The organism is Candidatus Solirubrobacter pratensis (assembly GCF_000425945.1).
In the GTDB taxonomy this organism is placed as follows: Bacteria; Actinomycetota; Thermoleophilia; order Solirubrobacterales; family Solirubrobacteraceae; genus Solirubrobacter; species Solirubrobacter pratensis.
Genome location: NZ_KE384480.1, coordinates 507,920 through 529,996 on the forward strand (window position 1 = coordinate 507,920; position 22,077 = coordinate 529,996).

General features: G+C 71.8%; 23 protein-coding genes. 14 read left to right on the top strand and 9 right to left on the bottom strand.

The window, feature by feature from the left end:
* The first annotated feature begins 79 nt into the window (after positions 1-79).
* From H958_RS0126920 to H958_RS44145, 4 genes are read left to right on the top strand one after another with little or no spacing between them, the layout of a single operon-like run.
* Positions 80-1,183: a cupredoxin domain-containing protein gene (locus H958_RS0126920; RefSeq protein ID WP_156028304.1), complete on the top strand. Its 1,104-nt coding sequence runs from the start codon at positions 80-82 to the stop codon at positions 1,181-1,183.
* A complete protein-coding gene (locus H958_RS0126925; RefSeq protein WP_156028305.1) occupies positions 1,180-2,253 on the top strand; it encodes a cupredoxin domain-containing protein in 1,074 nt (357 codons plus the stop codon). Before H958_RS0126920 ends, H958_RS0126925 begins: the two co-directional genes overlap by 4 nt.
* Complete coding sequence (locus H958_RS0126930; protein WP_028060920.1) at positions 2,250-3,164, top strand: multicopper oxidase domain-containing protein; 915 nt, start codon at positions 2,250-2,252, stop codon at positions 3,162-3,164. Before H958_RS0126925 ends, H958_RS0126930 begins: the two co-directional genes overlap by 4 nt.
* Positions 3,161-3,919 (top strand): plastocyanin/azurin family copper-binding protein, encoded by a 759-nt coding sequence (locus H958_RS44145; RefSeq protein ID WP_051324866.1) that lies wholly within the window; start codon positions 3,161-3,163, stop codon positions 3,917-3,919. The genes H958_RS0126930 and H958_RS44145 overlap by 4 nt, the downstream gene beginning before the upstream one ends.
* On the opposite strand, the gene H958_RS0126940 is transcribed toward H958_RS44145, so the two are convergent.
* Positions 3,885-4,748 (bottom strand): tryptophan 2,3-dioxygenase, encoded by an 864-nt coding sequence (locus tag H958_RS0126940; protein ID WP_037411500.1) that lies wholly within the window; start codon positions 4,746-4,748, stop codon positions 3,885-3,887. The genes H958_RS44145 and H958_RS0126940 overlap by 35 nt on opposite strands.
* Positions 4,749-4,817: 69 nt before the next feature.
* A complete protein-coding gene (locus H958_RS40680) occupies positions 4,818-5,378 on the bottom strand; it encodes a TetR/AcrR family transcriptional regulator (protein WP_051324867.1) in 561 nt (186 codons plus the stop codon).
* A 52-nt stretch (positions 5,379-5,430) separates the two neighbouring features.
* Here H958_RS40680 and H958_RS0126950 point away from each other — a divergent pair, with 52 nt between their 5' ends.
* Complete coding sequence (locus H958_RS0126950; protein ID WP_028060922.1) at positions 5,431-7,605, top strand: MMPL family transporter; 2,175 nt, start codon at positions 5,431-5,433, stop codon at positions 7,603-7,605.
* A gap of 4 nt (positions 7,606-7,609) precedes the next feature.
* On the opposite strand, the gene H958_RS0126955 is transcribed toward H958_RS0126950, so the two are convergent.
* A complete protein-coding gene (locus H958_RS0126955) occupies positions 7,610-9,043 on the bottom strand; it encodes a WS/DGAT/MGAT family O-acyltransferase (protein ID WP_028060923.1) in 1,434 nt (477 codons plus the stop codon).
* A 55-nt stretch (positions 9,044-9,098) separates the two neighbouring features.
* Between H958_RS0126955 and H958_RS46875 the strand changes: the two genes are divergently transcribed.
* The 6 genes from H958_RS46875 to H958_RS0126990 all read left to right on the top strand — a co-directional run bounded on the left by H958_RS46875 (position 9,099) and on the right by H958_RS0126990 (position 14,496).
* On the top strand, positions 9,099-9,284 hold the full coding sequence (locus H958_RS46875; protein ID WP_156028306.1) for a hypothetical protein: 186 nt from the start codon (positions 9,099-9,101) through the stop codon (positions 9,282-9,284).
* A gap of 19 nt (positions 9,285-9,303) precedes the next feature.
* Complete coding sequence (locus H958_RS0126965; RefSeq protein ID WP_028060924.1) at positions 9,304-10,857, top strand: phosphohexomutase domain-containing protein; 1,554 nt, start codon at positions 9,304-9,306, stop codon at positions 10,855-10,857.
* A gap of 11 nt (positions 10,858-10,868) precedes the next feature.
* Positions 10,869-12,077 carry a glucose-1-phosphate adenylyltransferase gene (gene glgC, locus H958_RS0126970; protein WP_037411802.1) on the top strand — a complete coding sequence of 403 codons (1,209 nt, stop codon included), beginning with the start codon at positions 10,869-10,871 and terminating at the stop codon, positions 12,075-12,077.
* Positions 12,074-13,249: a glycogen synthase gene (gene glgA, locus H958_RS0126975; RefSeq protein WP_028060926.1), complete on the top strand. Its 1,176-nt coding sequence runs from the start codon at positions 12,074-12,076 to the stop codon at positions 13,247-13,249. The genes glgC and glgA overlap by 4 nt, the downstream gene beginning before the upstream one ends.
* A gap of 138 nt (positions 13,250-13,387) precedes the next feature.
* Positions 13,388-13,603 carry a dodecin family protein gene (locus H958_RS0126985; protein ID WP_028060927.1) on the top strand — a complete coding sequence of 72 codons (216 nt, stop codon included), beginning with the start codon at positions 13,388-13,390 and terminating at the stop codon, positions 13,601-13,603.
* Positions 13,604-13,863: 260 nt separating this feature from the next.
* Entirely contained in the window at positions 13,864-14,496 is a 633-nt protein-coding gene (locus tag H958_RS0126990; protein ID WP_028060928.1) for a response regulator transcription factor, read from the top strand.
* Here the strand turns inward: H958_RS0126990 and H958_RS40685 are convergent.
* The 6 genes from H958_RS40685 to araB all read right to left on the bottom strand — a co-directional run bounded on the left by H958_RS40685 (position 14,424) and on the right by araB (position 19,682).
* Positions 14,424-15,062, bottom strand: coding sequence for a 4'-phosphopantetheinyl transferase family protein (locus H958_RS40685; RefSeq protein WP_051324868.1), 639 nt, complete (start codon positions 15,060-15,062; stop codon positions 14,424-14,426). The genes H958_RS0126990 and H958_RS40685 overlap by 73 nt on opposite strands.
* A gap of 22 nt (positions 15,063-15,084) precedes the next feature.
* Positions 15,085-15,447: a hypothetical protein gene (locus tag H958_RS0127000; RefSeq protein WP_028060929.1), complete on the bottom strand. Its 363-nt coding sequence runs from the start codon at positions 15,445-15,447 to the stop codon at positions 15,085-15,087.
* 138 nt (positions 15,448-15,585) lie between these two features.
* Positions 15,586-15,939, bottom strand: coding sequence for a response regulator (locus H958_RS40690; protein WP_081686318.1), 354 nt, complete (start codon positions 15,937-15,939; stop codon positions 15,586-15,588).
* Positions 15,940-15,996: 57 nt separating this feature from the next.
* The gene (locus tag H958_RS0127010) at positions 15,997-17,436 is read right to left on the bottom strand and encodes an L-fucose/L-arabinose isomerase family protein (RefSeq protein WP_051324870.1); all 1,440 of its coding nucleotides are present in this window, start codon (positions 17,434-17,436) and stop codon (positions 15,997-15,999) included.
* Positions 17,402-18,049, bottom strand: coding sequence for an L-ribulose-5-phosphate 4-epimerase (locus H958_RS0127015; RefSeq protein ID WP_028060931.1), 648 nt, complete (start codon positions 18,047-18,049; stop codon positions 17,402-17,404). The genes H958_RS0127010 and H958_RS0127015 overlap by 35 nt, the downstream gene beginning before the upstream one ends.
* A complete protein-coding gene (gene araB / locus H958_RS0127020) occupies positions 18,042-19,682 on the bottom strand; it encodes a ribulokinase (RefSeq protein ID WP_037411502.1) in 1,641 nt (546 codons plus the stop codon). The genes H958_RS0127015 and araB overlap by 8 nt, the downstream gene beginning before the upstream one ends.
* Before the next feature lie 143 nt (positions 19,683-19,825).
* Here araB and H958_RS0127025 point away from each other — a divergent pair, with 143 nt between their 5' ends.
* From H958_RS0127025 to H958_RS0127035, 3 genes are read left to right on the top strand one after another with little or no spacing between them, the layout of a single operon-like run.
* Positions 19,826-20,809, top strand: a complete 984-nt coding sequence (locus H958_RS0127025; RefSeq protein ID WP_051324972.1) for a LacI family DNA-binding transcriptional regulator — start codon at positions 19,826-19,828, stop codon at positions 20,807-20,809.
* Positions 20,806-21,852, top strand: a complete 1,047-nt coding sequence (locus H958_RS40695; protein ID WP_051324871.1) for an aldose epimerase family protein — start codon at positions 20,806-20,808, stop codon at positions 21,850-21,852. Before H958_RS0127025 ends, H958_RS40695 begins: the two co-directional genes overlap by 4 nt.
* Positions 21,852-22,040, top strand: coding sequence for a hypothetical protein (locus tag H958_RS0127035; RefSeq protein ID WP_028060934.1), 189 nt, complete (start codon positions 21,852-21,854; stop codon positions 22,038-22,040). The genes H958_RS40695 and H958_RS0127035 overlap by 1 nt, the downstream gene beginning before the upstream one ends.
* Positions 22,041-22,077 lie beyond the last annotated feature (37 nt).

Genomic DNA, 22,077 nt, shown 5'->3' on the forward strand with positions numbered 1-22,077 from the left:
GCGTGCGCCGCATTGCGCCCTCGCTTGCGCCGGGTCACCGGACCCGGATAAGTTCGCTGCGCACCCGAAAGGAGTCGTAGTGTCCCGTTGCCAGCGCTATGCCATGACGGCCGCCGCAGCAGCCGTCGTCCTCGGACCGCCGTCGGCGGCACATGCCGCGACCAAGACGGTCTACATGGGTGCGCCGCCGAAGGACCAGAAGGCGTTCAACCAGCCGTACGGGACCGACGTCGTCGACTTCTTCCCCGGCAAGGTCGTGATCGCGGCCGGTGACTCCGTCAAGTTCGACCCGGTCGCGTTCCACAACGTCGACATCCCGCCCAAGGGCGGCGAGATGCTCGCCCAGCTCGCGCAGGGCGCTCCGATCACCAGCTCCGTCGATGCCGCCGGCGCCCCGTTCTGGTTCAACGGCCTGCCGAGCTTCGCGTTCGCCGCCGACCTGCAGAACCAGGCCAACGGGCTCGGCAAGAGGCTCACGTACACCGGCGCCAAACGCATCATCAGCCACATCCCGCTGAATACCGCGAACCCGTTCGGCGTCCTTGAGCCGATGGTCGTGAAGTTCCCTAAGGCGGGGCTGTACACGTACTACTGCGACCTGCACCCCGGGATGAAGGGCTCCGTGTCCGTGCTGCGCAAGGGCGCCACGCCGCCGAGCGCCGCGCAGGACAAGAAGGCGCTCGCGCGGCAGGTGCGCTCCGAGCTGAAGGTCGCCAAGCGCCTGACCCCGTCGGCCAAGGTGCCGCCGGACACCATGTACGTCGGTTACGCGGGAGCCAAGGGCAAGGTCGAGTACTTCAACTTCCTGCCCAACTCGCTGACCGTCAAGAGCGGCACGACGGTGACGTTCGCGATGAGCCCGGGCTCGCTCGAGACGCACACGGCCACGACGGGGCCGGGGGACTACCTGACCGACCCCGCGTCGTACATCGGCGTGATCGCCGATTCGTTCAACCTGCCGCAGTTCGACCCCCGCGGCGTCTACCCGAGCGAGCCGCTCGGCACGACCGGCCGGCTCACGTCCGCCTACCACGGCAACGGCTTCTGGAACTCGGGCGCGATGGACACCCAGTCCAAGACGCTGCCGCAGTCCTCGGCCCGGGTCACCTTCGATGCGCCCGGGACCTACAGGTTCGTCTGCCTTGTCCACCCAGTGATGCGAGGAACGGTGATCGTGCAATGATCCGACGACCGGCGATGCTGGCGGCTGGAGCCGCCGTCGCGCTCGCGCTGCCCGCGGCCGCCCAGGCGGCCACCAAGACCGTCGACATGGGCACGCCGTTGAAGTCCCAGAAGCAGCTGAGCGGCGCCTACGGCGCTGACGTCAACGACTTCTTCCCGCACGGCGTGACGATCCACGCCGGCGACTCCGTCAGGTTCGTCCCGACCGGCTTCCACAACGTGGACCTGCCGGCCAAGGGCGGCAAGCTCACGCCGCTGCTGGCGACATCGAACCCGGTCTCGGGAGCGGTCGACTCGGCCGGCGCACCGTTCTGGTTCAACGGCGCGCCCAACCTCGGCTTCAACCCCGCGCTCGTCACCGGCTCGCTCGGCAAGAAGGTCACCTACACGGGCGCGAAGGGCGTTCAGAGCGGTCTTCCGCTGTCGAACAGGCCCAAGCCGATGACCGTCAAGTTCGCGAAGGCCGGAACCTACACGTACTACTGCGACGTGCACACCGGCATGACGGGAAGGGTGCGGGTCCTCGCGAAGTCCAAGCGGATCCCGTCCGCCAAGGCGGACAAGAAGACGGTGGCCGCCCAGGTCGCCCGCGCGGTCAGGCTCGCCAAGAGCCTGCAGACGCCGACCCTGCCGGCCAACACCGTCACGGTGGGCAACGCCGGCCCGCACGGCGTCGAGGTCTTCAAGTTCCTGCCGCAGTCGCTGACGGTGCCCGTGGGCGCGACGGTCAAGTTCATGATGAGCCCGAAGACCTACGAGATCCACACCGCGACGGCCGGCCCGGGGAACCCGGAGTCCGAGCCCAATTCGTACCTCGGCACGCTTGCCAAGTCGTTCGAGGCGCCGGTGATCAACCCGGCGGCCGTCTACGCGAGCGACCCGCCGACCGCCGGACCGGCCAAGCTCACTCCGACGTTGCACGGCAATGGCTTCTGGAACTCGGGCGTGCTCGACGTGCTGTCCTCGACGCAGCCGCCGTCGTCGAGCTCGGTGACCTTCGCGGCGGCGGGGACGTACAAGCTCTACTGCCTGGTCCACCCGTTCATGGTGGGGACCGTCGTCGTTCAGTGAGACAGGCGCTCGCGCTCGCGCTGGGAACGTTCCTCGCGTTCGCGTGGGCGAGCACTCCATCGACCGCCGCGACCCGGGACTTCTGGGTCGCGGCGGTCGACGTGGACTGGAACATGGTCCCCAACGAGCGCGACGCGATCGCCGGGATGCGCTACGACGCCTCCCAGACGGTCTTCCCGACCGTCGTGTACCGCCGCTACACAAAGGGTTGGAAGCGGCCGCTGCGCAACTCGCCCGACCAGGATCTGATCCCGGGCCCGCTGCTGCGCGCGCGTGTCGGGGACAAGCTGCGCGTGCACTTCAAGAACCTCGACACCGCGTTCGACCGGCCGCACTCGATGCACTTCCACGGCGTCGAGTACAAGCCCAGCTCCGACGGCGCGTACCTGCCGGGGTTCTCCGGCCGCGACGCCGAGGTGCGGCCGGGCCAGACCTGGACCTACCGGCTGACCGCGGGCAGCCAGTCGGCTGGCGTGTGGCCCTACCACGACCACTCGCCCTCGATGGACGAATCGATCGCCGGCGGGATGTACGGCGCGCTCTCGATCCTCGGCCGCCACCAGTCCAGGCCCGACCGCGAGTTCGTCGTGATCTTCGCGCCGATGGGGCAGTTCCAGACGATCGACGGGCGGGCGTTCGTCGGCAACACGCCGGTGTTCCGCTCCTGGGTCGGCGCCATCGTGCAATGGGACGTGCTCGCGATGGGCTCCGAGGAGCACACGTTCCACGTCCACGGCCACCGCTGGGTCGCGCGCGACGGGCGCGACGTGGACACGCAGACCGTCGGCCCGGCGGAGTCGTTCGCGCTCCGCTGGCGTGAGAAGGACCCCGGCACCTGGCTCTACCACTGCCATGTCGAGCAGCACATGATGCAGGGGATGATCGGGATCTACAGAGTGGCGCGACGATGATCGCGACCGTCGCCATCGCGTTCTCGCTGTTCGGCCCGCCGCAGACGACGGTGCTCGCCGGGGACACGGTCACGTGGACCAACAAGGCCGTGCGCAAGCACACCGTGGACGGGCTCAGCGAGCCGTTCGACTCGCCGGAGCTGTTCCTCGGCGACACGTTCTCGCACGAGTTCGACACGCCCGGGACCTTCGCGTACTACTGCCGGCTGCACCCGTTCATGCGCGGCGAGGTCGCCGTCTACCGCGTGCTGCTCGATCCGCCCGGCGTCGCCGCGAGCGCGGGGCGGCCGTACACGTTGCGCGGCCGCGCCTCGCTGCCGCCGGGGTCGACGGTGCCGATCGCCGCCCAGGACGGGACGACCGTCGCCAGTGCCACCGTGGGCGCGGACGGGACCTTCAGCGCCACCGTCACGCCGACCGCGACCGCGACCTACCGCGCGCCGTACGGCAACGCCGTGCGCCTCGACGTGCTCGATCGCCGCATGAGCGTCAACGCCGCCCGTCACGGCCGCCGCATCGCGGTCTCCGCGCGGGTGGCGCCCGCTTCGCCCGGGGGCACGGCGGTGCTGCAACTCAAGCTCAAGGACCGCTTCGGCTGGTGGCCGGTGGCGCGGGCGAAGCTCGACGCCACGTCGCACGTCCGCTTCACCCTCGCCCGCCGCCGCGCGGCGGTCGCGCGCGTCGTGCTGACGCTGCCCGACGGGGCGACCCCGCTTGCCGTCAGCCCGGCGGTTCGGATCCGATCTCGGTCCTGACGTCGAGCAGCTCCGGGAAGAACGTCAGGTTGAGCGCGGCGCGCAGGAAGCCGACCCCGGAGGAGCCTCCCGTGCCGCGCTTGTAGCCGATGATGCGCTCGACGGTCTTCATGTGGCGGAAGCGCCAGAGCTGGAAGCTCTCCTCGACGTCGACGAGCTCCTCGCACAGCTCGTACTCCTCCCATTGACCCTCGGGGCGCTCGTAGATCGCCTTCAAGACGGGGAGGAGGTCGGCGCGGCGGCGGTGGGGCTCCGACCAGTCGCGCTCGACGCAGCCGGCGGGGATCGCGTGCCCTCGGCGCGCGAGCAGGCGCAGGAACTCGTCGTACAGGCTCGGCGCCTCGAGCACGCCGCGCAGCCGCTCCTGCTCCTCCGGCGAGTGCGCGAAGACGTCGAGCATCTCGCGGTTCTTGTTGCCGAGCTGGAACTCGATGATGCGGTACTGCAGCGACTGGAAGCCGGACGCGTCGCCCAGCACGCCGCGGAACTTGACGTACTCGCTCGGCGTCAGCGTCGCCAGCACGCCCCACTGCTCGAACAGCTGGCGCTGGATCTGCTTGACGCGCGCGAGGCCCTTCTGGGAGGGGCCGAGGTCGTCGAGCGCGAGGTGGCGCAGCACCGCGTCGAGCTCATGGATGATCAGCCGCATCCACAGCTCGGAGGTCTGATGCTGGATGATGAACAGCAGCTCGTCGTGGTGCTCGGGCTCGCTCAGCGGGTGCTGGGCCGCGAGCAGCTTGTCCAGCTCCAGGTAGGAGGCGTACGTGCGCCGGCCGCGCAGGTCGCGCGTCACGCCCTGCTCGACGACGCGGCGGTTGTCATCGCCCACGGCGCCACCTCCGCGGGAGATCCGCCCTCTGGGCGGACTCTCCCCCGCGATGCGAGCCCGAAGGGCGAGTCATCGCGCGGCTTCCCACGCGGCGAGGCTGGCGCGGATCACGCGCTCGATCTCGTCGCCGGCCAGCTCCGGCGGCTCGCCCGCGCGGGCGCGGGCGGCGATCGTGGAGAGGATCCCGATGTGCGCGGCGCCGATCGCGCAGCGCACCGGCAGGACGTCGCCGTCGCGGCCGGCGAGCGCGCGCTCGAGCCGGTGGAAGCGTCCCTCCGAGTCCAGCCGGCCGCCGAGGTCGCTCTTGGCGGACGGGTCGGCCATCAGCTGGATCATCCCGGGCGCGCGCTCGGCGAGCAGCTTGACGTACGCGCGGATCGAGGCCTCGCGACCCTGGCCGGCGTGGTCGCCGATCGCGTCGAGCGAGTCCAGCAGCGGCTCGATCAGCGCGAGCAGGATGTCCGCCTTGCCCGGGAAGTGGTAGTAGAGCGCGGCCTTGGTCATGCCGAGCGCGTCGGCAAGGTCGCGCATCGAGGTGCCCGCATAGCCGCGCTCGGCGAACAGCGTCCGCGCCGCATCGAGGATGCGGGCGCGCGTGTCGACCGCGGATGATCCGATTGTGCGCGACACTCTGCTAGCTTACCGACCGTTCGTTTAGCTCCCCCACCCGAGGTCGCCCCCCATGTCCTCAGTTGCCCGGTGGTGCTACCGCCGCCGTTTCATCGTGCTCGGCCTGTGGTTGGCCTGCCTGATCGTACTCGGCGGGCTGGGTGCCGCGGCTGGAAATCAGTACAACGATTCGTTCACGCTGCCGGGCACGGAGTCCACGCGCGCGCTGAACCTGCTCGAGAAGTCGTTCCCGCAGCAGTCGGGCGACACCGCGCAGATCGTCTGGCACGCCAAGCAGGGCACCGTCGACGACGCGGCCGTCAAGGCCGACGTCACGGCGATGCTCGGCAAGGTCGCCAAGCTCCCCCACGTCGTGGAGGTCAAGAGCCCCTACGACACGGCCGGCAAGGGCCAGGTGAGCAAGGACGGGACGATCGCCTTCGCCACCGTCAACTTCGACAAGCTGCCGCAGGACGTCCCCAAGGACGTCTACACGAAGCTGATCGACACGGCCCAGGGCATCGACAGCGGCGCGCTCGCAGTCGAGCTCGGCGGCAACGGCATCCAGCAGTCCCAGCAACAGCAGGGCGGGGGAGCGAGCGAGGGCATCGCGATCGTCTTCGCCGCGGTCGTGTTGTTCTTCGCGTTGGGATCGATCCTCGCCATGCTGCTGCCGATCCTCACGGCGCTGTTCGCGCTCGGCGCCGGGTTGCAGGCGTCCGGGCTGCTGGCCGGCGTGATCAACATCGCGACGTTCGCACCGACGCTCGCGGCGCTGATCGGCCTCGGCGTCGGCATCGACTACGCGCTGTTCATCGTCACGCGCCACCGCAACGCGATCATCGCCGGCAAGGATCCCGAGGACGCCATCGCGCTCGCGCTGAACACATCCGGGCGCGCCGTGCTGTTCGCCGGCACCACGGTCTGCATCGCGATCCTCGGGCTGCTGCTGCTCGGCGTGAGCTTCCTCAACGGCGTCGCGTTCGCGACGGCGCTGACGGTGCTGTTCACGATGCTCGCCGCGGTGACGCTGCTGCCCGCCTTCCTCGGGATGATGGGTCTGCGCGTGCTCGGCCGCAAGGAGCGCCGCCGGCTTGCCGAGGAGGGCCCGCGCGAGACGCACGCGGTCGGCTTCTGGGCGCGCTGGTCGACGTTCGTCCAGCGCCACCCCACCCGGCTCGCGATCGGCGCCGCGGCGCTGATGATCGTGATCGCGATCCCGTTCTTCTCGCTGCGACTGGGCTCCTCCGACGCCGGCAACGACCCGACGTCGAAGACCACCCGTCAGGCCTACGACCTGCTCGCCGACGGCTTCGGGCCCGGCTTCAACGGCCCGCTGCAGCTGGTGGCGCAGGGGCGTGACGACGCCGCGCTGGCCAAGCTCGGCACGGCCGTCAAGCAGGATCCGGAGGTCGCCGCGGTCGCGCCCGTCGTCAAGAACAAGGCGGGCGACGTCGCGATCATCCAGGTCACGCCCAAGCACGCGCCGCAGGACGCGCAGACCAGCGAGCTGATCACGCGCCTGCGCGACCACACGATCCCGAGCGCGCTGGGCGGCTCAGGCGTGCACGTCTACGTGGGCGGGTTGACGGCGATCTTCGACGACTTCGCCCACGTGCTCACGTCCAAGCTGCCGCTCTTCATCGGCGTGATCATCCTGCTCGGCTGCCTGCTGCTGATGATCGCGTTCCGCAGCGTCGTGGTCCCGCTGACCGCGGCGGCCATGAACCTGCTCGCCGCGGCCGCGGCGTTCGGGCTCGTGACCGCGGTCTTCCAGTGGGGCTGGGACCTCAGCATCATCCCGATCGGCCGCGACGGACCGATCGAGGCGTTCCTGCCGGTGATGATGCTCGCGATCCTGTTCGGCCTCTCGATGGACTACCAGGTGTTCCTCGTGAGCCGCATGCACGAGGAGTGGTCGCACACGCACGACAACGACCGGGCGGTCCGCGTCGGCCAGGCCGACACGGGGCGCGTGATCACGTCCGCAGCGCTGATCATGGTCCTCGTCTTCGGCTCGTTCCTGCTCCAGGGCCAGCGCGTGATCTCGGAGTTCGGCATCGGCCTCGGCGGCGCCGTCCTGCTCGACGCGTTCATCCTGCGCACGGTGCTCGTGCCGGCGCTGATGCACAGGTTCGGGCGGGCGAACTGGTGGCTGCCCCCGGCCCTCGACAAGGCCCTGCCGCACATCTCCGTCGACCCGTCGGAGGCCGAGCTGTCGCGCGCCGCCGCCCGCGCGCGGGTCTGAGCGCTCAGCTCGCGGGCGCGAGCAGGGCGAGCTCCGCGCCGAGCTTCTCCATCACCAACTCGAGATCGGGCATCTGGTCGCGATCCGCGACCAGCCCGAAATCGAGGCTGCCCATGTAGCTCATGACCGTGATGTTCAGGCCCATCCCGTCCGTGATCACGGACACGGGATAGTTCGCCTCGAGCTTCGCGCCCGCCAGATACAACGGGAACTGAGGCCCCGGGACGTTGGAGATCACGAGGTTCCAGGACGGGCGGCCCGGGCGCGAGGTGGAGTACGCGAACGTCAGGCGCGCGGCGCGCGCGAACACCGCCGGCGGGACGAAGTGGTTGGCGTCCTGCAGCAGCGCGGCCGGCAGCGCGCGGTGGCGCTCCTTCATCACCAGCAGCGACTCGTGGGTCGCCTGCAGCCGCTCCACCGGGTCCGCGATCTCGGTGTGCAGGGGCGCCGCCATCAGCAGGATGCGGTTGCCGTAGGTACCCCACTGCTCGTCGGTGCGGACCGATACCGGGATCTGCGCGACCAGCGGCTCGTCCGGGAGCTCGTCGTGCTCGAGCAGCCAGTCGCGCACCGCGCCGGCGCAGATCGAGACGACGACGTCGTTGACCGTCACGCCGTAGGCGTTCTTGACGGCCTTCACGCCGGCGAGCGGGAGCTTGCCGAACACGAACCGGCGGTGCGGTGAGACCGGCGCGTTGAACGAGGTCTTCGGCGCGACGAGGTTCGTCGGGCCGGGACCGCCGTCCGGCCGCAGCCGCGCCGCCAGGCGAGACACCGTCCCCGCGCCGGGGAGGACGCCGAACGGCGTCTGATCCAGGTTCGGGATCGCGGCCGGCAGCGAGCGCAGCATCCTCACGGGATAGCGCGGCACGCCGAGCAGCCCGCGCGCGAGCAGCTCCAAGCCGCCGGGCGTGTGGCCGGCGCTCGACGCCGCGGGCTCGGGCAGCTCGCGGCCCTCGGGCACGAGGTCCAGCAGCAGCCCCATGATCTCCGCGCCCGACAGCCCGTCGACGACGGCGTGGTGGATCTTCGTGAGGACCGCGACCTGGCCCGACTCCAGCCCCTCGATCACGTACAGCTCCCACAGCGGCCGCGCGCGGTCCAGCGGCCGCGACATGATGCGCGCGGTCTGCTCGGCGAGCTGGGCGTCGTTGCCGGGACTCGCCAGCGCCAGCTCGCGTACGTGGTAGTCCAGGTCGAACTCGCCGTCGTCGACCCAGTAGGGGTAGTCGAGCCCGAGCGGCACCTCGGCCAGCCGCCAGCGCAGCGGCGGGAGCAGCGGCAGGCGCTCGCGGAGCAGCGCCTTGACCTCCCGGCAGCCCAGCCGCCCGCCCGGTGCCGTCGATGGGTCGAGGATCGCGAGGCTGCCGACGTGGCCTGCCTGACGCGTGTTCTCGAGCGCCAGGAACTGGGCGTCGAGGCTGGTGAGCTGCCGCATGGGCAGACCCTACGGCTTGACCGGGACGAGGGTGATGCGTACCGGTGCGCAATCGATGCCAAAGGAGGTGCTGTTGACGATCGCGGCCGGAGAACGCGCGGCCGGCGAGCTTCTGCGCGCCGACTCGGCGGCCAGGGGGATCGTCGGCGCGCGCGCTGACGGCGAGCGCCCGGAGCACGTCCTGCTCCTCGTACGCCTCGTCGTGCGCGGCTCGACGCGGGAGCGCGTGCCGCGGGCCTGAGTGGCATCGTGTGCGCGAGATGCCAGTCAGCCCACTCGCCGGTTCGCGGCCTGACGCGTCGCTGCTCGTCGACCTCGACGAGCTGCTGCGCGCGTACCAGAGCGACCCTCAGGCGCCGGTCGCGTTCGGGACGTCCGGCCACCGCGGGTCCTCCCTGAAGGGGACGTTCACCGAGGCGCACGTGCTCGCCATCAGCGAAGCGATCGCGCGCCACCGGACGGCGTCCGGCCCGCTCTTCGTCGCGCGCGACACGCACGCGCTCTCAGAGCCGGCCTTCCACACCGCGGTCGCCGTGTTCTCGGCGCACGGGATCGACGTGCGCGTCGACGCGCAGGACGGCTACACGCCGACGCCCGCGCTCTCGCACGCGATCCTCACCCACCCGGACTCCGACGGCATCGTGCTGACGCCGTCGCACAACCCGCCCGAGGACGGCGGCTACAAGTACAACCCGCCGAGCGGCGGGCCTGCGCCGACGGACGTCACCAAGCGCATCGAGGACACGGCGAACGAGCTGCTCGGGACGGAGATCGCGACGGCGGGCGCGCGGACCACGGCGCACGACTACGTCTCCGCGTACGTCGGCGACCTCCCGGACGTCATCGACGTCGACGCGATCCGCGCGGCGGGCGTGCGGATCGGCGCCGACCCGCTCGGCGGCGCGAGCATCGCCTACTTCCAGGCGATCGCCGAGCGCCACGGGCTGGACCTGACCGTGGTCGACGAGCAGGTCGATCCGACGTTCAGGTTCGTGCCGGTCGACCACGACGGCAAGATCCGCATGGACTGCTCCTCGCCGTACGTGATGGCCGGGCTGCTCGAGCTGCGCGACCGCTTCGATGTCGCGGTCGCGTGCGATCCCGACGCCGACCGTCACGGCATCGTCACGCCCGGCGCCGGGCTGCTGAACCCGAACCACTACCTGGCGGTCGCGATCAACTACCTCTTCGGCGGCGCGCGTGACTGGGGACCCGGCACCGGAATCGGCAAGACGCTCGTGTCGAGCACGATGATCGACCTCGTCGCGAACGACCTCGGCCGCCGCCTCGTCGAGGTTCCGGTCGGCTTCAAGTGGTTCGTCGACGGCCTGCTCGACGGCTCGCTGGGCTTCGGCGGCGAGGAGAGCGCCGGCGCGTCGTTCCTGCGCCGCGACGGCTCGCCGTGGTCGACCGACAAGGACGGCATCCTGCTCGCCCTGCTCGCCGCGGAGATCACGGCGAAGACGGGCAAGGACCCGGGGGAGCACTACGAGGAGCTGACCTCGCGCTTCGGCCGGCCCGCCTACAAGCGGGTGGACTCGCCCGTGACGCCCGAGCGCAAGGAGGCGCTGCTGTCGCTCTCGCCCGAGGACATCGACCTGCAGGAGCTGGCGGGCGAGCCGGTGCGCGACGTGCTCACCAAGGCGCCCGGCAACGACGCCGCGATCGGCGGCGTGAAGGTCGTCGCCGAGCACGGCTGGTTCGCCGCGCGCCCGTCGGGCACCGAGGACATCTACAAGCTCTACGCCGAGAGCCTGAAGGGCGAGGAGCACCTCGAGCGGATCATCGCCGACGCGCAGGAGGCGCTCGGGTGAACGTCTTCGCGATGGTCCTGGCCGGCGGCGAGGGCAAGCGGCTCGCGCCGCTGACCGCCGATCGCGCCAAGCCCGCCGTGCCGTTCGGCGGCAACTACCGGCTGGTCGACTTCGCGCTCTCGAACCTCGTGAACGCCAACTACCGCCGCATCGTGGTGCTCACGCAGTACAAGAGCCACAGCCTCGACCGCCACATCTCGCTCACCTGGCGGATGTCGCCGATGCTCGGCAGCTACGTCACGCCGGTGCCGGCGCAGATGCGCCGCGGCCCGCGCTGGTTCGTCGGCTCGGCCGACGCCATCTACCAGAACTACAACCTGATCGCCGACGAGCGCCCCGACCACATCATCGTCTTCGGCGCCGACCACATCTACCGCATGGACCCGCGCCAGATGGTCGAGCAGCACATCGCCTCGGGCGCCGGGGTCACGGTCGCCGGCATCCGCGTCCCGCGCGACCAGGCGTTCCAGTTCGGCGTGATCGAGACCGCGCCGGACGGCCGCAGGATCGCCGCCTTCCGCGAGAAGCCGGCCGAGACGCCCGGGCTGCCGGACTCACCGGACGAGATCTACGCCTCGATGGGCAACTACGTCTTCACCACCGAGGCGCTGATCGAGGCGATCTCCACCGACGCGCACGACGAGAGCTCGCGGCACGACCTCGGCGGCAACATCATCCCGATGCTGGTCGGGCACGGGGAGGCGGAGGTCTACGACTTCGCCGCCAACCACGTCCCCGGCGCGACCGACCGCGACCGCGGGTACTGGCGCGACGTCGGCACGATCGACGCCTATTACGCGGCCCACATGGACCTGATCGCCGTCCACCCGATCTTCAACATGTACAACGCCGACTGGCCGATCCACTCCTGGATCGACCCGCTCCCGCCGGCCAAGTTCGTCTTCGACGAGGACGGGCGGCGCGGGCAGGCGCTGGACTCGATGGTGTGCGCCGGCGCGGTCCTGTCGGGCGCGACGGCGCGCCGCTCGGTGCTCTCGCCGGGCGCGCACCTGCACTCCTTCAGCAGCGTCGAGGACTCCATCCTGCTGCACGGCGCGCACGTGCACCGCAACGCCGTCGTGCGGCGCGCGATCCTCGACAAGAACGTCCAGGTGACCGAGGGCGTGGAGATCGGCGTCGACCCCGCGGCCGACCGCGAGCGCTTCCACGTCTCCGAGGGCGGCATCGTCGTGATCCCCAAGGGCCAGGTCGTCGAGTGAGGGTCGCGCTGCTCACGCGCGAGTACCCGCCCGACGTCTACGGCGGCGCGGGCGTGCACGTCGAGTACCTCGCCCGCGAGCTGCGCAGGCTCGAGGAGCTCACCGTGCATGCGTGGGGGACGGGCGACGTCCCGCACCGCTCCTGGGAGGCGCTCGACGGCGACGCGCCCCACCTCGCCGCGCTGCGCACGCTCTCGATCGACCTGACGATGGCGGCGCGCTCCGAGGGCGCCGAGCTCGTCCATTCGCACACCTGGTACGCCAACCTCGGCGGGCATCTGGCCAAGCTCCTCTACGGCATCCCGCACGTTGCGACCGTGCACTCGCTGGAGCCGCTGCGGCCGTGGAAGGCCGAGCAGCTCGGAGGCGGCTACGCGGTCTCGAGCTGGGCGGAGGAGACCGCGCTCGAGGCCGCCGACGCGATCATCGCCGTCTCCGAGGGCTCGCGCGCGGACATGCTGGGCGCCTACCCGGACATCGATCCCGAGCGCGTGACGGTGATCTACAACGGGATCGACACCGAGGAATACAAGCCGGACCCGGACACCGACGTGCTCGAGCGCTACGGCGTCGACCCCGGCCGCCCGTCGGTCGTGTTCGTGGGGCGGATCACGCGCCAGAAGGGCGTCGAGCACCTGCTCGAGGCGGCGCGCGCCTTCGAACCCGCGGCGCAGCTCGTGCTGTGCGCGGGCTCGGCCGACACGAAGGAGCTCGGCGAGGACGTCGCGCGCCGCGTGGCCGGCCTGCAGGCGAGCCGCGACGGCGTGATCTGGCTCGAGCACATGCTTCCCAAGCCCGAGGTGATCCAGCTCCTCAGCCACGCGACGGTCTTCGCCTGCTCGTCGATCTACGAGCCGCTCGGCATCGTCAACCTCGAGGCGATGGCCTGCGAGGCCGCGGTCGTGGCGACGGCGACGGGCGGCATCGTCGAGGTCGTCGTCGACGGGGAGACCGGCCTGCTGGTCCCGATCGAGCCCGGCGACGACGGCACCGGAGCGCCGCGCGACCCCCAGCGGTTCGCCGCCGCCTTCGCCGAGCGCGTCAATGCGCTGCTCGCCGACCCCGGCCGCGCGCGGGAGATGGGCCGCGCCGGACGCGAGCGCGCGGTGCGCGAGTTCGCCTGGCCGGCGATCGCCGAGCAGACCAGCGCGCTCTATCGCCGCCTCATTTAGCGCGTGATCGTCTTGGCGCGCGAGCGCTCGCTCGCCGGCGCGGCGGCGCAGAGATCGCGGCCGGCCACTTCGTCACCGGACGCGCGTGCATGAAACACTCGGAGACGTTCAAGCCACACGAGCCGGGGGAGAGACCCAATGGCTGACAGCGTGTACCGCGTGACCGAGGTCATCGGCGTGAGCAGCGAGTCGTGGGAGGCAGCGGCGAAGGCGGCGGTCCAGACCGCCGCGAAGACCGTGCGCGACCTGCGGATCGCCGAGGTGGTTCGTCAGGACCTCACGATCGACGACGGCGGCGTCGTGAGCTTCCGCGTCCGTCTCGGGATCTCGTTCAAGTACGAATCGGGCGACTGAAGCCCGTCAGGGACGGCCAGGGCGGCCGCGGGTCATGGGGGCGAAAAGGCCGACGGCCGCGAACTCGCGTTCGCGGCCGTCGGCCGGCGAGCGCTTCTAGTGACGGGGGAAGCGCGCGCCTTTGTGGGGGGCTTTGGAGGCGGGGGAGGCACTCAGTTGATCGTCCGCGGCGCGCGGGCGCTGGATCGGCCGGACGGCCCGAATGGCGGTTGAATCGGCATTCCCCCGATCGGGTGAACGAAACCCGATAGAACCTCCGTATGGCACGCTTGCGCGTCGTCGTGGCCGATGACCACCCGCTGTTCCTGTACGCGGTCGCGCACGCCGTCGAGGCGCGTGGAGACCTGGAGCTCGTCGGGCGCGCGGCCACCGGCGCCGAGGCCCTCGACGCGATCCGCCGCGAGCGCCCGGAGCTGGCCGTGCTCGACGTGCAGATGCCCGCGCTGGACGGGCTCGGCGTGCTGCAGGCGATCGTGCGCGAGGAGCTGCCGACGCGCGTGCTGTTCCTCACCGCGACCCTCGACCCCTCCGGCGCCTACGCGCTGGTCGAGGCCGGCGCCGCCGGCGTGCTGGAGAAGGACGCGCGGCCGGAGGCGATCGGCGAGGCGCTGACGCGCATCGCCGGAGGCGAGACGGTGCTCGCGCCGTCCGTCCAGGCCGCGCTCGTGAGCGGCGTGCAGGCCCGGCGCGCGCCGCGGGTGACGCTCTCACCGCGCGAGCACGACATGCTGTCCGGCCTCGCGCGCGGCTTGTCGGGCCCGCAGATCGCCGCCGAGCTGCACCTCAGCCCGTCGACGGTGAAGACGCACCTGCAGCGGCTCTACGACCGCCTCGGCGTCTCCGACCGCGCCGCCGCGGTCGCCGAGGGCATGCGCCGCGGGCTGATCGAGTAGGGCGCGTCGCCGGCGACCGCGAGCGCGGCGACGTAGCCGCGGCCCGCGTCGAGGTCGGCGAGCGCGTAGCCGCCCGGCGCGAGCGTGTCGAAGCGCTCCGGCGCCCAGCGCAGGCCGCCGCCGGTCGCCTTCGCCAGCGCCTCCTTGCGGCACCAGACGCGCAGCAACGCGAGGTGGTCCGGCTCCTCGCCCAGCGCCTCGCGCTCGTTGCCGGTCAGCGCGCGCAGGATGGCGTGGGAGCGCCGGTCGGTGCGCTCGACGTCGATGCCGACCTCACGCCCGTCGGCGAGCGCGACGAGCGCGACGGCCCCGGCGTGCGAGAGGTTGAAGCGCGGTCCCCCGTCGACCTCCGGCTTGCCGTCCGGCCCGTGCCGGAACGCGACGTCGCGCGGCGCGACGCCCAGCCGGACGCCGAGCAGCATCCGCAGTGCGGCGCGCGACGCGACCCAGCGCTGCGCCTGGTCGGCCCGCGCGAAGCGCGCCGCGCGGGCGTGCTCCTCGACCGTCAGCGCCGTCGACGGCGCCGCCCTGTCCAGGTCGACGTGCCAGACCTCGATCGCGTCCACGCAGCGAGGATCGCAGGGACCCTCACACCATGCCGTAGAAGCGCACGATCTCGCGGCCGCGCGCGCATGTGTGGCGGCTCGCGTAGATGTCGCCGTCCTCGTTGCGCCAGTAGTGGATGCGGCAGCGGAACCCGTCGACGCGCGTCGGCATCCGGTCGCCGGCGTGGGCCGCGTAGGCGCGCATGAAGCGCGCGGCCGCGCGGCAGCTCGCGTGCTCGGCCGACGCCCACTTGAAGAAGCCGTGCCAGGCCTCGGCTCCAGGACAGCGCGTGTAGCCGGGCGGGACGTCGTAGTGCGGGCCGGCGTCCGCGCCGGCGGGAGCGGCGAGCGCGAGCGCGAGCGCGCTCAGGAACGCCGTGAGAACAGCCGGCGCAGGCGCTCCCATGGCGTCTCGACCTTGGCGCGTAATACGACGCGCCTTCCGTCCGCGGTCGGGGTGGGTATCAGAACGACTCGTTTCATGATCGCTCCTCATGTTGAGACCCGCCGCTGAGTATCGGCTCAGCGGAGAATGAAGGCGAGATCAAGACGCGACCACGCGCCGGATCACTGCCAGCAGCTCGCGCTCGTCGTCGCCCTTGGCGACGTAGGCGTCGGCCCCGGCGCCGAGCTCCAGCAGGCGCACGTACCCCGAGAGCACGACCACGCGCGCCCGCGGCACGCGCTCCCGGATCGCGTCCATCAGCGCGGTGTCGGTCGGCGAGCCCATCGTGTCGAGCAGGACCACGTCGGGGTCGGCGGCGGCGACCGCCTCCAGCGTTTCGCCGGCGCTGTTGGCGGCGCCGACGTGCTCGATGTCCGCGCAGCCGCTCAACCAGTGCCATGCAAGACGCGTGAATGGCTGGGAGTCATCGCAGTGGAAGACCCGGATCGGCATGACGCACGGTCGGCTCGGCGCGCCGGGCACGACGCTTGAGGAGATGTGTCAGAGGGATTACAGCGAGCTGAACTCGATCCCCGCCAGCTCGCAGAAGATCTCCCACTCCGCGGCGCGCCCGCCGAGGTTGAGCACCTGGTGATGGGGGCCGCCGAGCCGCAGCCACCTGTTCATGCATTCGCGCACGCCGGCGTGCGGGTGGAAGAAGCCGTACGGCATCTCCAGCGCGGGAAGCTCGTCGGTGTCGAGGATCTCGCCCTCCACCGCGAGCAGGCGGAAGCGCTCGCCGCCGAGCGCGATCAGCGTCGCGAGCGTCGCCGGCCCGGGGGCGTACTGGAACAGGAAGGTCGGCGGGTCGCCGAGGCCGCCGATGCCGAGCGGGCGCTTGATCAGCCGGACCGGCCGGTCCTCGCGCGCGAGCACCCAGTTGCCCTCGCCCATATGGCTCATCAGGATCGAGTCGCTCGGGAAGTCCATCGCGTACATCTCGGTGAACTGGGTGTCGCCGAGCAGCTCGCGCGCGGCGGCCATCAGCGACGCGGTCAGCGCATCGCCCTCGGCGCCGTAGCCGTAGCCGCGGGCCATCAGCGAGGAGGCGGCGGCGAGCGGCAGGCGCGCGAAGCGGCCGTCCTCGCCGATCGCGTCGAAGTGCGCCGAGAACGCGCCGTAGCCGCCCTCGCGCAGGAGCGTCTCCAACCCGAGCTGCATGCGCGCGTGATCGCCACGCTCCTGCGCGCTCAGCGCCGGGTCGACCTCGAAGCGCGCGTCCTCGGCGGCCCGGAGCTCGGCGACCGCCTCGTCGGAGATCGCCGCGGCGGCGCGCACGAGGTCACCGGGCGCGACCGCGTCGACCTGCGGCCCGAGCGAGCGGATCAGCGCGTGGGCGTCGACGTTGATGTCGCCCATGCCGTTCATCGCGTAGCCGAGGACCGCCACGCGCAGCGCGCGCCAGCGCGTCACGGCCGCCGCCGCGCGCGCCCACGCGCCGATCGCCTCGGCGAAGGACGGCGAGCGCCAGTCGTCGGTGACGACGTGGAACGCCCGCCCGGCGCGGACCATCGCATTGGCGGTGTCCTGCGCGCCGTGGATGCCCTGGTTGTAGGTCAGGTCCGCCATGTCCCACTCGGCGGTGACCGCGGGCTCCGGCTGGATGTTGGCCAGGCAGATCGGCAGTCGGGTCTCGGCCAGCAGCCGCGCGACGCGCATCGCGGGGCCGTACGTGAGGTTGACCACCAGCAGGCCGTCGAGCCCGCGGCTCTGGAGGTCGCGCATCGCCGCCTCGGCGTCCGCGCGCTCCTTCACCGGCGGCGCCGGCACGACGTCGGCGACGTCCGCGAGCGCGCCCGCCACCTGCGCCGCGTAGGCCGCCTGGCGCTCGGTCACGCCCGGCAGCATCTCGTCGTAGAGGCTCTGCATGATCCCCAGCAGGCCGATCCTCGGCTTGGCCGGCGGCGCGGCGGTCTCAGCGCTGGCCGTAGACGTTCTGGTAGCGGTCATGCAGTGCCTCGATGCTTTCCGGGTCGAGTGGGACGACGTCGCCGAGCGCACGGGCGAGGTGGACGGTGCGCGCGACGTCCTCGCACATCACTGCCGCCTTGATCGCGTCGCGCGCGGTCGCGCCGATCGTGAAGACGCCGTGCGCGCGCATCAGGACGGCCGGCGAGCGATGTTGCTCGAGCGTCTCGGCGATGCCGCGGCCGATCTCCTCGTCGCCGATCAGCGCGAACGGGCCGATCGGGATCTCGCCGCCGAACTCGTCCGCCATCGCGGTCATCACGCACGGGATCGGCTCGCCGTGGATCGCCCACGCGGTCGCGTACGGGCTGTGCGTGTGGGCGACGCCGCCCACCTCGGGCATGGCGCGGTAGACGTAGCCGTGGGTGGCGGCGTCGGAGGAGGGCGCGAGCGTGCCCTCGACGGCGTGGCCGTGGAGGTCGCAGACGACGATGGCATCGGCGCTGAGCTCGTCGTACGGCACGCCGCTGGCCTTGATCGCCATCAGCTCCTCACCCGGCACGCGCGCAGAGATGTTCCCGCTCGTCCAGGCGACGAGGCCGTAGCGCGGCAGCTCGAGGTGCAGCCCCGCCAGCGCCTGGCGCAGCTCATCCACGAACGAGCTCCCGCGGGCGCCGCAGGCGGTGCATCATCGCCCCGTCGGCGAAGTGGTCGTGGAGAGCGCGATAGTCGGCGTACAGCGCGTCGTAGGCGTCCGCGCGCTCGGGGTCGGGCACGTAGGCGTCGCGCCGGGCCTTCCCCATCGCCTCCGAGGCGGCGTGGATGTCGGGGTGCAGCCCCGCCGCGACGGCGGCGTGCATCGCGGCCCCGAGCGCGGGGCCCTGGTCGGACTCGATCAGGTGCAGCGGGAAGCGCGTCACGTCGGCGTAGATCTGCATCACGACCGGGTTCTTCAGCAGGCCGCCGGCGACGAACAGCTCGTCCACGGCCACGCCGGCCTCGGCGAACGCCTCGAGGATCACGCGCGTGCCGAACGCGGTCGCCTCGATCAGCGCGCGGTAGACGTCCTCGGGCTTCGTCCCGAGCGTCTGGCCGACGATCACGCCGCTGAGCTCGTGGTCGACGAGCACCGACCGGTTGCCGTTGTGCCAGTCGAGCGCGACGAGGCCGTGCTCGCCCACGCGCTGGGCGCCGGCCAGCTCGGACAGATGCTCGTGCACCGACAGCCCGCGGGCGCGGGCGGCGTCGTGGTACGCCGGCGGCACCGAGCTTTCGGCGAACCAGCCGAAGATGTCGCCGACGCCGCTCTGGCCGGCCTCGTAGCCCCACAGCCCCGGGACGATGCCGCCGTCGACCACGCCGCACATGCCGGGGATCTCGGCGAGCGCGTCGTGGTTCATCACATGGCAGGTCGAGGTGCCCATGACCATGAGCATCTGGCCGGGCTCGACAGCGCGGGCCGCCGGCGCCGTGACATGCGCGTCCACGTTGCCGACGGCCACCGCGATGCCCTGGAGGAGCCCTGTCCACTCGGCCGCCTGCGCCGTCAGGCCGCCCGCGCGGGCGCCCAGCTCGTGCACGGGGCCGTCGACCTTGTCGGCGACGAAGCCCGCGAAGTCAGGATTGAGGGCCGCGAGGTACTCGCGGGACGGATAGCGGCCGTCCTGGCGGATCGCCTTGTAGCCGGCCGAGCAGGCGTTGCGCGTCTCGGCGTCGCACAGCTGCCACACGATCCAGTCGGCCGCCTCGACCCAGCGGTCCATGCGCGCGTAGGCCCCCGGGTCCTCCTCGAGCACCTGCAGGGCCTTGGCGAACTCCCACTCGGACGAGATGCGACCGCCGTAGCGCGGCAGCCACGACTCCCCGCGCTCGGCCGCCAGCGCGGTGATGCGGTCGGCCTGCGCCTGGGCGGCGTGGTGCTTCCACAGCTTCGGATACGCGTGCGGGCGCTCGTGGAAGCCGTCGACGCGGCACAGCGGCGTGCCGTCGGCGAGCACCGGCATCGGCGTGGAGGCGGTGAAGTCGGTCGCGATGCCGGCGACCTCGCGGGGGTCGACCCCGGCGGCCGCGACGGCGGCGGGGACGGCTTCGCGCAGGACGTCCAGGTAGTCCTCGGGAACCTGCAGCGCCCATTGGGCGGGGAGGCGCTCGCCGGACGCCGGCAGCGTGCGCTCGATCACGCCGTTGCCGTAGGCGTGGACCGCCGAGCCGAGCTCCGCGCCGTCGGACGCGCGCACCACCACGGCCCTCCCCGACAACGTGCCGAAGTCCACCCCGACCACGTACATCAGCGAGCGATGTTAACGCTCACAATAGGGCGTTGTCAATGCCGTCCGCGAGGCGTTGAGCGCCGTGTGCAGCGATAACATCGCGACGCAAATTGGCGATCCGGGACAACAGCACGAGCATCACGCGCCGGCGTCAGGCGGTCATGTCCGACGTGGCCCGTCTGGCCGGCGTCTCGCACCAGACGGTCTCGCGCGTGATCAACGGCTCACAGCACGTCCGCGACGAGACGCGCGAACGCGTGCTGCTCGCGATGCGCCAGCTGGACTACCGGCCGAACTCGGTCGCGCGCGCGCTGGTCACGGGGCGCTCGCGCACGCTCGGCGTCGTGAGCTTCGACACGGTCCTGCACGGCCCCGCCTCCACGCTGTTCGGCATCGAGCGGGCCGCGCACGAGGCCGGCTACTTCATCACCATCGCCAGCCTGCGCGCGCTCGATCGCGCGTCGGTGCTGGACGCCGTCGAGCGGCTGCGGCTGCAGGGCGTCGACGGCATCCTCGTGATCGCGCCGCAGGAGAGCGCGGCCCGGGCGCTCATGCAGGTCCCGGCCGGGCTCCCGCTGGTGGCGGTCGAGGCCGGCCCGGCGGACGCCGTGCCGCTGGCCTCGGTCGACCAGTTCGCCGGCGCCGCCGCGGCGACGCGGCACCTGCTGGAGCTGGGACATGCCACGGTCTGGCACGTCGCAGGCCCGGCGGACTGGCTGGAGGCCCAGCAGCGGATCGCCGGCTGGCGGGCAACGCTGCAGGAGGCGGGCGTCACGCCCCCCGAGCCGCTGGTCGGCGACTGGAGCGCGACCTCGGGCTACCAGCTCGGGCACCGGCTCGCGGAGCGCGCGGACGTCACGGCGATCTTCGTCGCCAACGACCAGATGGCGCTCGGCGTGCTGCGCGCGCTGCACGAGGCGGGCCGGGCGATCCCGGGCGACGTCAGCGTCGTCGGCTTCGACGATATTCCCGAGGCGCCGTTCTTCATGCCCCCGCTGACGACCGTGCGGCAGGACTTCGACGAGATGGGCCGCCGGGGCCTGCTCCTGCTGCTCGACACGATGGAATCTGCGCAGTGGCCGCCTCCCAACCGTGTCGTCGAGCCTGAATTGGTGGTGCGAGCGAGCACCGGAGCGCCACGGTGAGCGCTCACATCCGGTGCGCGCGACCGGGTGTCACGCGGACGCCGTCCGGCGCGCTCCCCGACGGCCGCGAGGTCGACCGTTACACGCTGACGACGCCGGGCGCGATTGCGGTCTCCGTACTCACCTACGGCGGCATCCTGCAGTCGGTCGAGGTGCCCGACCGCGAGGGCAGACCGGCGAACGTGACGCTCGGCTTCGCCGACCTGGGCGGCTACACGGCGCCGTCCTACGTGGCCGCGACTCCGTTCTTCGGTGCGCTGATCGGCCGCTACGCCAACCGGATCGCGCGCGGGCGCTTCACGCTCGACGGCACGACGTACGAGCTGCCGTGCAACGACCCGCCGAACCACCTCCACGGCGGGGGGCCCTTCGGATTCGACGTGCAACTGTGGGAGGCGGAGCCGTTCACCACCGCCACGGCGGCCGGCCTGCGGCTGCGGCTCGTCTCGCCCGCGGGAGCGGGCGGCTACCCGGGCACGCTGCGGACGACCGTGACCTACACGCTCGCCGCCGATCTGCGGGTGGACTACGAGGCGAAGACCGACGCGCCGACTGTGGTGAACCTCACCTGCCACCCGTACTGGAACCTGGCGGGCGAGGGCAACGGGACGATCCACGAGCACCTGCTGCGGCTCGGCGCGTCGCTCTACACGCCGGTCGACGACACGCAGATCCCGACCGGCGAGCTGCTGCCGGTCGCCGGGACGCCGATGGACTTCACGCGCCCGCGCCCGCTCGGCGACGGCTATGACCACAACTGGGTGCTCGACGGCGGCCCGGCCGCCGTGCTGAGCGATCCCGGCAGCGGCCGCGTGCTGACCGTGCTGACCGACCAGCCGGGCCTTCAGGTCTACTCCGGCAACTTCCTCGACGGGACGCTGCGCGGCGCGAGCGGGCGCCCGTACCCGCGCGGCGCCGGCGTCGCGCTCGAGACCCAGCACTTCCCGGACTCGCCCAATCGCCCCGCGTTCCCGTCGACCGTGCTGCGGCCGGGGGAGACGTACCGCTCGAGCACGAGCTTCCGCTTCTCGGTGACGCGGTAGTGCGCAGCGACGCCGAGTCGGTCGTGATCGTCGTCTGGGTCGTGCTCGCCCTCGTCCTGCTCGCCGGGGCCATCTACGACGCCACCGGCGCAGGTGGCTGGGCGCTGCACGTCGTCATCCTGGTGGCCGGAGAGCTGGTGCTCGCAGGCGCTGGACGGCTCGCGCTGCGCGCGGTCCGGCCCCGGTGAGCGCGCCGGGTTGACAAAAATGCCGGAGCCGGGACAA